The organism is Candidatus Thermokryptus mobilis (genome assembly GCF_900070205.1).
GTDB lineage: Bacteria > Bacteroidota > Ignavibacteria > Kryptoniales > Kryptoniaceae > Kryptonium > Kryptonium mobile.
This window is the reverse complement of sequence record NZ_FAOO01000005.1, coordinates 136,891-148,047: the sequence shown is the minus strand read 5'-3', so window position 1 is coordinate 148,047 and position 11,157 is coordinate 136,891. Positions and strand designations below refer to the sequence as shown.

11 protein-coding genes are annotated in these 11,157 nt (G+C 39.3%); 10 read left to right on the top strand and 1 reads right to left on the bottom strand.

From position 1 onward, the window contains the following. From FKZ43_RS11425 to bshC, 5 genes are all read left to right on the top strand, one after another. Positions 1–230: hypothetical protein (locus FKZ43_RS11425; RefSeq protein WP_181180266.1), on the top strand; the 230-nt coding region annotated here is incomplete at its 5' end. Positions 231–255: 25 nt separating this feature from the next. Next, a complete protein-coding gene (locus tag FKZ43_RS04875) occupies positions 256–1,935 on the top strand; it encodes an acyl-CoA mutase large subunit family protein (RefSeq protein ID WP_140944747.1) in 1,680 nt (559 codons plus the stop codon). Positions 1,936–1,956: 21 nt separating this feature from the next. Continuing rightward, positions 1,957–2,865 carry a decaprenyl-phosphate phosphoribosyltransferase gene (locus FKZ43_RS04870; RefSeq protein ID WP_181180265.1) on the top strand — a complete coding sequence of 303 codons (909 nt, stop codon included), beginning with the start codon at positions 1,957–1,959 and terminating at the stop codon, positions 2,863–2,865. Between the two features lie 13 nt (positions 2,866–2,878). Then, positions 2,879–4,240, top strand: coding sequence for an acyclic terpene utilization AtuA family protein (locus FKZ43_RS04865; protein WP_140944745.1), 1,362 nt, complete (start codon positions 2,879–2,881; stop codon positions 4,238–4,240). Positions 4,241–4,255: 15 nt separating this feature from the next. Further along, a complete protein-coding gene (gene bshC, locus FKZ43_RS04860) occupies positions 4,256–5,890 on the top strand; it encodes a bacillithiol biosynthesis cysteine-adding enzyme BshC (protein ID WP_140944744.1) in 1,635 nt (544 codons plus the stop codon). 2 nt (positions 5,891–5,892) lie between these two features. Here bshC and FKZ43_RS04855 read toward each other — a convergent pair whose 3' ends face one another. Then, positions 5,893–6,354 (bottom strand): tetratricopeptide repeat protein, encoded by a 462-nt coding sequence (locus FKZ43_RS04855; protein WP_140944743.1) that lies wholly within the window; start codon positions 6,352–6,354, stop codon positions 5,893–5,895. Between the two features lie 216 nt (positions 6,355–6,570). Here FKZ43_RS04855 and FKZ43_RS04850 point away from each other — a divergent pair, with 216 nt between their 5' ends. The 5 genes from FKZ43_RS04850 (at position 6,571) to secA (ending at position 11,151) form a co-directional block, all read left to right on the top strand. Then, on the top strand, positions 6,571–6,978 hold the full coding sequence (locus tag FKZ43_RS04850) for a lanthionine synthetase LanC family protein (protein WP_181180264.1): 408 nt from the start codon (positions 6,571–6,573) through the stop codon (positions 6,976–6,978). Positions 6,979–7,110: 132 nt separating this feature from the next. Then, complete coding sequence (locus FKZ43_RS11420) at positions 7,111–7,284, top strand: hypothetical protein (RefSeq protein WP_181180263.1); 174 nt, start codon at positions 7,111–7,113, stop codon at positions 7,282–7,284. Beyond that, on the top strand, positions 7,256–7,486 hold the full coding sequence (locus FKZ43_RS04845) for a hypothetical protein (RefSeq protein ID WP_140944741.1): 231 nt from the start codon (positions 7,256–7,258) through the stop codon (positions 7,484–7,486). The genes FKZ43_RS11420 and FKZ43_RS04845 overlap by 29 nt, the downstream gene beginning before the upstream one ends. A 284-nt stretch (positions 7,487–7,770) precedes the next feature. Further along, complete coding sequence (locus FKZ43_RS11415; protein ID WP_181180262.1) at positions 7,771–7,947, top strand: hypothetical protein; 177 nt, start codon at positions 7,771–7,773, stop codon at positions 7,945–7,947. Between the two features lie 132 nt (positions 7,948–8,079). Then, positions 8,080–11,151: a preprotein translocase subunit SecA gene (gene secA / locus FKZ43_RS04840; protein ID WP_140944740.1), complete on the top strand. Its 3,072-nt coding sequence runs from the start codon at positions 8,080–8,082 to the stop codon at positions 11,149–11,151. Positions 11,152–11,157: the final 6 nt, after the last annotated feature.

Here is an 11,157-nt window from a genome sequence, read left to right as displayed (position 1 = left end):
TTGCGCCAGAACAACTGGAATATTATATAAATTGGGCAAGGGAAGATATCGGGGGTCATATGTTGAATTCAAGGAAATTTAACACGAAGCCCATCCTTTTAGTTTTAACAGAAAGTTTGGGTTCTGTCAATGAAGATATCGTGAACAGAGTTAGAAACCTTGGAAAAATTTCTAATCAGCCAGAAATTTGGGAAATTGATTACGATGGAAAGCAAAATAAAATTTTATAAAAAAAACCAAAAAGGTGAAACTGCTATGAATGCGGACAAAATCCGTGAGGCAAAAAGGAAATGGCTTGAAAAAGCCGAAAACTCCAGCATGAAAAGGACCGGGATAAAGTTCACAACATTAAGCGATATAGAAGTTAACTTGCTTTACACTCCTGATGATCTTGAGGGATTTGATTATATGGAGAAGCTTGGTTTCCCTGGGGAATATCCGTATACCCGCGGGATTCATTACAATATGTATCGTGGGCGACTTTGGACGATGAGGCAATTTGCTGGTTTCGGAACCCCGGAGGATACGAATCAGCGTTTCAAGTTTTTGTTAAAGCACGGGCAAACGGGATTGAGTGTTGCTTTTGATCTTCCAACGCTTATGGGGATTGACGCAGATGACCCAATGGCTGAGGGTGAGGTTGGCGTCTGTGGTGTATCTGTAAGTTCGCTGGCGGATATGGAAATCGTCTTTAAGGATATACCGCTTGATCAGGTTTCAACTTCAATGACTATAAATGCCCCAGCAGCGATGATTTGGGCTATGTATCTTGTCGTCGCTGAAAAGCAGGGTGTAAAGTATGAACAGCTGCGAGGGACAATTCAAAACGATATATTGAAGGAATATATTGCTCAAAAGGAATGGATTTATCCCCCGGGGCCATCAGTTAAATTGATAGTTGATACAATAAGATTTGCGAAGGATTATGTCCCGCAGTGGAATCCGATTTCAATAAGTGGCTATCACATTCGTGAGGCGGGCGCAACCGCTGTTCAAGAGTTAGCTTTCACGCTGGCTGATGGTTTTGCTTATGTTGAAGCGTGTATAAATGCTGGGATGGATGTTGATGAATTTGCCCCGCGTCTTTCTTTCTTCTTTAACTCACATCTTGATTTCTTTGAGGAAATAGCCAAGTTCAGAGCAGCTCGTAGAATCTGGGCAAGATATATGAGAGAAAAATATGGGGCTAAAAACCCAAGGTCTTGGATGTTAAGATTCCATACTCAAACAGCTGGATGCTCACTCACCGCTCAACAGCCAGAGAACAATATAGTCAGAACTGCATTTGAAGCTCTTGCTGCTGTATTGGGAGGAACCCAAAGCTTACATACAAATTCAATGGATGAAACATATGCTCTCCCAACCGAAAAAGCTGCGAAAATCGCCCTGAGGACGCAACAGATAATAGCTTATGAAATTGGCGTTGCAAATGTAATTGACCCACTGGGTGGAAGTTATTATGTTGAATCTTTGACGGATAAAATTGAAGAAGAAGCGGAAAAATACTTCAAGAAGATTGAGTCATATTCATCAAATGGTTCAATGCTTGAGGGAGTAATAAAAGCAATTGAGGATGGTTTCTTCCAGAGGGAGATAGCGGAGTCGGCTTACAGATATCAACAAGAACTTGATAAAAAGGAGAGGATAATTGTCGGCGTCAATGAATTTGTTGAAGATGAGCCAGTTGAGATACCAATTTTAAGAATTCCGCCAGAGGTTGCTGAGAAACAAAAGAAACGACTTGCTGAGGTCAGAGCTACCAGAAATCAAGCGGAGGTTGAAAGGGCTTTAGCCGAGCTTAAAAAAGCAGCCGAGGAAAACCAACCGCTTATGCCCAAGATACTTGATTGTGTAAGAGCTTATTGCACGCTTGGAGAGATGACATCAACTCTGAAGGAAGTTTGGGGAGTTTATCAAGAACCGCTTGTCTTTTAAAATAAAATTTTCGCACAGATTTTGAAGGACTACATAAAATTAATTCGCTTAAAGCATTGGGTTAAAAATCTGTTTGTCTTCGCTCCCCTTATCTTTTCGCAGTTTGTAACTGACATAGAAAAAATTAAAATTGAATTTTTAACATTTCTCGCCTTCTCATTCGTTGCTTCCGCAACTTACATAATCAATGACATACTTGATGCTGAATCAGATAGAAAACATCCCATCAAAAGAAATCGCCCAATCGCTTCAGGTAGAATTAAGCCAGGTAGAGCCCTATTTGTCGCTTTTTGCTTTTTACTTGCTTCAATACCGATAATGTCCGAACTTCCATTGAGGGCATCGGCACTTATTGTATTCTACTTTTTGCTCATGCTTGCTTATTCTTTCAGTTTAAAAGGTGTAGTCCTGTTGGATGTTTTCATAATTGCTTTCGGTTTCATGCTCAGAGTTATAGTTGGAGCATATTCAATTAATGTCATTGTATCCAAATGGCTCTTCATCACAACCCTTTTCCTTTCTCTTTTCCTTGCGATTTCAAAAAGAAGGATGGAATTATTTTTCTCTTTCCAGAACAGGGAATCACAAATTTCCGAGCAGAGGAAAGTCCTTGATGAGTACACATTAAGGTTTGCCGATCAAATGGTCACGATCACCGCAAGCGGTGCGGTTATATCTTACGCACTTTACACAATTTCTGAAAGGACAGTTTCACTTTTCAAAACCGAGGCGCTAATCTACACAACTGTTTTTGTGCTTTATGGGATTTTCAGGTATATGTATTTAATTTACAGGAAAAATATCGGTGAAAATCCGACTGATATAATTTTGTCGGATGCGCCGATGTTGATAAACATACTCCTTTGGTTTGTTTCTTGCGTTATCATAATTTACAGGAACAAAATTTTTGAGGTCTTTTCTTTAAACTAAATGAACGGAAAAGATGAAGGAGAAAACTCGCATCGCATCAGGTCAAGGGTTTTGGGGTGATTGGCTTGAGGCACCGATACATCAAGTGACAAAAGGTCCAATTGATTATCTTGTTATGGATTATCTTGCTGAGGTGACGATGTCAATCCTTCAAAAGCAAAAGAAAAGAGATCCGAACCTTGGCTATGCGAAAGACCTTGTAACACTTATGGAGAGGATACTTCCAATTATAGTTGAGAAAAACATAAAAGTTGTTACAAATGGCGGTGGTGTTAACCCCATTGCTTGCCGAGACGCAATCTTTAAGGTTGCCCAGAAGCTTGGTATAAAAGGTTTGAAAATCGGCGTTGTCCTTGGCGATGATATACTTGATAAAATTGATGAGTTTGTGAAACTTGGTGTTGATTTTAAAAATATGGACACAGGCGAACCGATTGATAAAATTCGTGATAGAATAACGAGTGCGAATGTATATTTTGGCGCTTTTCCAGTCGCCGAGGCATTAAAACAAGGCGCTCAAATTGTCATCACGGGCAGGGTTACTGACACGGGGATTACACTTGCTCCAATGATATATGAGTTCGGATGGAATGAAACCGATTATGATAAGCTTGCAGCAGGAATAGTTGCGGGGCATATACTTGAATGTGGAGCTCAAGCAACGGGGGGAAATTTTTCTTACGATTGGCGCTCAGTTCCGGATATGGCTCACATTGGATTTCCAATAGCAGAAGCGTATCCAAACGGTGAAATCATAATTACAAAGCACGAAGGCACAGGTGGTCTCGTCACAGTTCAAAGCGTTACAGAACAGCTCGTTTATGAAATAGGAGACCCAACAAATTATATAACACCCGAGGTAATAGCAGATTTCACGACAATTAAGCTTGAACAAGTTGGGAAAGACAGAGTTAAAGTTTATGGGGTTAAAGGAAGACCGCCAACGAAATTTTACAAGGTTTCAATGTCTTATTTTGAGGGTTATATGGCTGTTGGAACATTGACATATTCTTGGCCAGATGCGCTTGAAAAGGCGAAAAAGGCAGATGAAATAATACGAACCAGACTTAAAGACCTCGGGCTTGAATTTGATGAAATCCATACGGAATTCCTTGGTTATAACTCTTGTCACGGAGCGCTTGCGCATCCGGTCCCTGAGCCGAACGAAGTTGTTTTAAGAATTGCTGTCCGAGGTAAAAATTACGAAGCGGTTGATAGATTTGGTAGGGAAATCCCAGCGCTTATTTTAACTGGTCCGCCTGGGGTGACAGGATTTGGTGGAGGTCGCCCACATCCAAGCGAAGTTATAGCATATTGGCCAACGCTTATCCCAAAGGAACTTGTCAAACCGGAAATAATAGTTGAAGAGTTATAACTAAAATGGATTTCTATGCGAACTTTAAATTTTAAATTTCTTTTCCCAAACTATGGTGGAACAACGCAACTTTTCCTTGATTACATATATAACTTTAAAAATGTCGCAAGATATTATGCGCACGATTTCAATGATTTTAATATAGGGTTGATTCAAAATGTCCTTGCTGGATATAAAAACCGCAATAAAGTTGCCGAAATTTTAAGGAGGCAAAATCTTTCGCTTGGGAATCGTTATGCCGGTGAGAACATTGATCTTTTTGAGAAGGAAAACACCTTAGCTGTTGTCACGGGGCAACAGGTTGGGCTTTTCACAGGTCCCGTTTATACGATTTATAAGATAATTTCTGCGATAAAATTGTCTTCTGCCCTTGCTGAAAAATTCCCCGAATATAACTTCGTTCCCGTTTTTTATCTTGAAGGCGAGGACCATGATTTCTTTGAAGCAAACAACGCAAAGATTTTTAACTCAAACAATGAACTTGTTAAAATTGAATTTATCCCGGAGCATATCCCTAAGGAAAATTACGGACCTGTTGGTGCGTTGAAATTTGACAAAAAAATAAAAGATGTTCTCAACAAAATTGAATCCGAACTTCAAGATAGCGAGTTTAAGAGCGAGATAATGAATTTACTTCGTTACGCATATGATGAGGGAGTTAACTTCACAGAGGCGTTTGTTAGATTTTGCTCTGAGTTATTTAAGGATTTTGGATTGATTTTTTTAGATCCGAGCGATCCAGAGTTGAAACAACTACTCCTTCCCATTTTTAGGAAGGAGATAGAGGAACATCCAAAGTTGGCGGGTTTGATAATTGATGTAAGCGCTGAACTTGAGAGGAAATATCACGCGCAGGTCAAACCGCGACCTTTGAATCTTTTCTTGATTTACAAAGACGGGAGGTTTCCGATTGAACCGGATGAGCAAGAGGGGATGTTTAAATTGAAAGGTATCAGATTTAAATTCAGCAAGGGGGAGTTAATTAACATACTTGAAACGAATCCTCAACTTTTAAGTCCAAATGTTGTGTTAAGACCAATATGTCAAGATACACTTCTCCCAACGGTTGCTTATGTTGCTGGTCCCTCTGAAATTGCCTACTTTGCGCAGTTTAAACCCGCTTATGATTATTTCAACATCCAGATGCCGGTTATCTTCCCGAGGATAAGTGCGACATTGATTGAACCAAAGGTGAAAAAAATTCTTGATAAGTATCAAATTGACATCAGGGAGGTTTATACCGATTTTCAATCCCTCGCGAAGAAAATTATACTTTCAAATTCCGAAGTTGACATTCAAGGTTTCTTTGACTCAGTAAAATCACAGTTTGAGCTGTTGTTAGAAGGGATTAAAAGTTTTGTTTCCGGCATAGACCCATCACTTAGCGATGCGGTTACGAATTCATCGGGGAAAATCCTCTATCATATAAATAGCATTTATGAGAAGGCATTATCAGCTTCGCAGAGGAAAAATGAGATCGCAAACCAACAAATTCAAAAGTTGAAATTGAACCTACTCCCGGAGGATGAACTTCAGGAAAGAGTTTTGAACATAACTTATTTTTTAAATAAGTATAGCTTTGGGTTAATAAGCAAGCTGTTTGACGAGCTTGAGATTTTTGAATTCAACCATCAATTTGTGTATTTATAAACTTATTTGACAAGCTCTTCGGGTTTCCTGCCGAGATTTTCAAGCTCAAATTTTGCGGATACGGCGAGCTCGGAGTTTGGATACAGATCAAGAAATTTTTGATAATAAATTTTTGCTTTCTCGTAGTCATTTAGTTCGTTTGCATAGATGAAACCAATCATGAAAAGAGCTTTCATCGCCTCTTTTGACTTCGGGTAATCCTCAACTATTTTGTTGAAAAATTCAGTTGATTTTGTTGGCATTTTTAATTCGTTTAGGTAAATTTGGGCGAGTTTGAAAAGCACCTCAGGAGCTCGGGGATTTTGTGGATTTGCTCTTACAAATTCGGTGTAGATTTCAATTGCTCTTTTAATGTTGCCCTTTTGATGTTCATCTTCGGCTTTTTTGAGTGGGTCAAGTTTGCTATTCCTTGAACAGCCGAATAATAGCATAAGTAGCGTTAAAAACAAGACCTTGTTCTTCATTTTTTCCTTAAAATTTGATTTCTAACTCGCTTCAAATTTAAGTTTGGTGGATTTAAAAATCAAGACATCGGATGCGAAGCGAAACGCTTTAAAATTTGAGCTTTGTATTATAAATGTTTTTAACTCGTTTGATTTGAACGGGGAAAGAGAAATTTTTTGGCACGATATTCAAATAAAAATAAAAGAAAGTAGGCAATTTCAGCTGGTAAGTATCTTTTGAACAAATGCGAAAGCGATGAGTATGGATATTTTTGGGAGGGGTTTGATGGCAATGTTTATTATGGTTTCGCGCATGGCTCATCGGGAATAGCTTTGTTTTTACTTTATCTTTATCTCGCAACTGGCGATGAAAGATACTTAACAGCTGGAATTAAAGCGCTTGAATTTGATTTGAACTCCGGTCATACGACCGATGAAGGTGGATTGACTTGGAAATCTCATAAAGATGCACCGATGGTTTTACCTTACTGGAGATATGGTTCAGCCGGGGTTGGATGCTCGGTTCTTAGATATTATAAATTCACAGGCGAGGAAAAATACAAGAAGCCCTTGATAGAATCTTCATTGATGTTGATAGAAAATATACGATTTTCCCCAAGAAATTTATCGGGCTTGCTGGTATAGGGGATTTCCTTCTTGATATGTATGCTTATTTCGGTGATAAAATTTTCTTTGAAAGCGCCTGTAAAGTTGCGACTGGGTTAAATCTTTTTAAGATAAGATGAAGATAAAGGAATAGCATATCCAGGGGATAACATGCATAGGATAAGTTGTGACTACGGTACTGGAAGCGCTGGAATTGGTCTGTTTCTTCATAGGTTGGTGACAAAATCAAAGGGGGATTTTCTGCTTGATGAGATGATTTTAACGGCTCTCAATAAAAATTCTGCAAGTTCTATTGATGAAAAAGGTTTTATTTATCATAGGTGATTTCAAGTTTCAACTGTTGCTTATTTTGCTTTTCGGTTTGCTTCTTAATTCGTTCATCTCTGTTGCAAACCCCCTTGCGTTGAAATACATTTTTGATGAGGTGATTATAAGGCAAAATTTTAAACTTTTCTTTCTTTTATCAATCGGTTTCGTATTGATTTTTACTATATGGAGACTTGGCAACAGGATTTATCTTCTCTAGCTTCAAAGTTTTAAGAACAGGATGATAGAGCGGGTGATTATGAGGATGGTTAAATCATAATAAAAAATCTTATGACGATATACTTGGCAAAGACCCTGGCTATTTCATTTCAAGGGTTTACGATGAGGCATCCTCAGCCTCCTTTGAAAAAACAGATGGGAAAACACTTATTGTCGCCTTAAACGATGGTGAACATTATCTGAATTTATTTGATAAGGTTTACAAATTACAACCAGCACATGGGGGGATGCCTTGGGCAGTAATTTTATCCGGTGTTCCCCTTGTTGGCTCATTCGCAGTTATATGAAAGAGAGGTTAAAATTGTTCCGGAAAAATTAACTTTTGTAAGCCAAATTTTTAGCTCTGAAAGAGGTTATAGGCTTGTGCAGATATTACCGAATTTGAATGAAAATCCGGTTGATTCAGCTCTTGTCTATTTTGGCTATGCACTATTGGATTAAAATTTTAAGTTTTGCTTGTGGATCGTTAAGCGCTAATTTTTTGGGGGTGGGGTAAAGTTTTTTCAATTTGATTATGAAGCCGATTATCTTTATATTTTTAACTGATTAAAAACAAGGTTATTAGTTTTGCTTATGCTTATTAAACTTTTGCGCAAAATTTTCCCGAGCAAGAACGAGAAGGATTTAAAGGCGTTGATGCCGATCGTAAATCAGATAAATCAGATTTATGCGACGCTAAATAAATTAACCGATGCTGAGCTTAGGGCTAAGACCGATGAATTTAAAGCGAGGATAAAGGAGAAAACAAAGCATATTGAGGATAAGATAGATGAACTTAAGAGGCGTGTTCGTGAGGACAAAGAGTTGACACGAGAGGAACGACTTGAAATTTATGATGAGATAGAAAAACTTGAGAAGGAACTTTTCAAGGAGGAGCAGAAAGTTCTTGACGAGATTTTGCCCGAGGCATATGCTGTTGTTAAGGAGACATGTAGGCGTCTTGTTGGAAAAAGTTGGGAGGTGACGGGGCATAAAATCGTATGGGATATGGTTCCGTTTGATGTTCAACTTATGGGTGCTATTGTGCTTCATCAGGGTAAGATTGCAGAGATGGCAACTGGTGAGGGTAAAACGCTCGTTGCAACTATGCCGGCGTATCTTAACGCTTTAACTGGAAGAGGGGTTCATATCGTCACCGTGAATGATTATCTAGCTTTAAGGGATAGCCAATGGATGGGGAAAATTTATGAGTTTCTTGGTTTGAGTGTAGGTTGTATTCAAAATTATATGAACACGGAGCAGAGAAAGGCACAATATGCGTGCGATATAACTTACGGGACAAACAATGAGTTTGGTTTTGATTATCTTCGTGATAATATGGCGATTGATCCAAGCGATATAGTTCAGCGTGGGCATTATTATGCGATCGTTGATGAGGTTGATTCTGTTTTGATTGACGAGGCGAGGACACCGCTTATAATAAGTGGTCCTGTCCCTGAGACGGAGCATAAATTTGATTGGATGAAGCCAAAGGTTGAGCGTCTTGTGACAGCGCAGATAAATCTTGTCAGTAAAATTGTTGATGAGGCGGAGAAGCTTTTGAATGAGGGAAAGCTTGAGGAAGCAGGGGTTTTGCTTTTGAAAGCAAGCAGAGGGGCGCCGAAACATAAAAAATTAAGAAAAATTCTCGCTGAACCTGAATATCAAAAACTTGTCATTGATACTGAACTTGAATTTTTGAAAGATCAGGGTGTAAAGCTTCGCAAGCTTGATGAGGATCTTTACTTCGTTGTTGATGAAAAAAATCATATAATTGACTTGACTGAAAAAGGCAGGGAATTTCTTGCGAGCTTGTCACCAGAAGATAGGGAGTTTTTCGTCTTGCCAGATCTTGGCACTGAGATAAGCATAATTGAAAGCGACCCTTATCTTACACCTGCACAGAAGCAGAGGAAAAAAGAAGAACTATACCGACTTTATTCCGAAAGGAGTGACAAGGTTCATGCGATTCAACAGCTTTTAAGAGCATATATCATGTTTGAAAAAGATGTGGATTATATAGTTCAAGATGGTAAAGTTTTGATAGTTGATGAATTTACAGGTCGTGTTTTGCCAGGGCGCAGATATTCCGAAGGATTGCATCAAGCAATTGAGGCAAAGGAGGGTGTCAAAGTTGAACAAGATACCCAAACGCTTGCGACGATAACGATTCAAAATTATTTCAGGATGTATAAAAAGCTTGCTGGTATGACTGGAACCGCAGCTACTGAGGCGCAAGAGTTTTGGGAAATTTATAAACTTGATGTCGTTGTGATACCGACGAATAAGCCGTGCATAAGGATTGATTATGATGATGTGATTTACAGGACGAAACGAGAGAAGTATAACGCTGTTATTGATGAAATTGAAAGGATGCATAAGATTGGTCGTCCTGTTTTGGTTGGGACGACAAGCGTTGAGGTTTCTGAACTTTTGAGTAGAATGTTGAAGCGTCGCGGAATTCCTCATAATGTTTTAAACGCAAAACACCATCAGAGAGAAGCCGAAATAGTCGCAAACGCTGGTCTTCGTGGTATGGTGACAATAGCTACAAATATGGCTGGACGTGGAACCGATATAAAACTTGGTCCAGGGGTTGCAGAACTTGGAGGTCTTCATGTCATTGGAACCGAAAGACACGAAGCGCGAAGGATTGACCTTCAATTAAGAGGTCGTGCAGGTAGACAGGGAGACCCTGGCTCTTCAAGATTTTTCCTCTCCCTGGAAGATGACCTGTTGCGTCTTTTCGGTAGCGAAAGAATTGCAAATATAATGCAAAGGTTGGGTTATAAAGAGGGGGAACCGATCCAACACCCAATGGTGACGAAAAGCGTTGAAAGGGCGCAAAAGAAAGTTGAACAGAATAACTTCGCTATAAGAAAAAGATTGCTTGAATATGACGATGTCTTGAACAAACAAAGGGAGGTGATTTACAGCCTTAGAAGGCATGCCCTTATGGGTGAGCGACTTGAAGATGATTTGCTTGATATGTTAACCGATTATGTTGAGGATGTGGTTGAGAGATATTACAGCAATCTTGACCTTCAAGGGTTGAGGGATGAAATTATGCGGACGCTTTTGATAGATCTGAAAATCACACCTGATGAGTTTGAAAAGCTCGGTAGAGAAGGGCTTAAAGAAAAGATTTACAATGAGGCGCTTGAATTTTACAATCGTAAAAAAGAACAACTCGGCGAAGAGTTAATGTTCGCCTTGATGAAGATGTCCATGCTTCAGGTGATAGACCAAAGATGGCAAGAGCATCTGCGTGAGATGGATGAATTAAGGGAGGGGATTCATCTACGAGCTTATGCACAGAAAGATCCGCTTGTTGAATACAAGACCGAAGCATTTGAGATGTTTATGGAGATGATGAGAAGAATAAGAAGCGGTGTTTTAAGCTTGGTCTTCAGAATGTTCCCAGTTATGCCAGAGGAAATTCAAGAGAGAAAACCAAGAAGACCAAGAAGAGAACAACTCAACCTTGTCCATCAGGAATCAATCGGTATGGGCTTGAGGGTTGCAGCTGCTGAAGCAGATATTGCTACAGCCGTTAAACAAGATGTTAAGTTAAAGCCGATCAAAGTTGATCGCAAAGTTGGAAGAAATGACCCGTGCCCATGTGGTAGCGGTAAAAAATATAAACATTGTCACGGGAAAATATAAAATGTT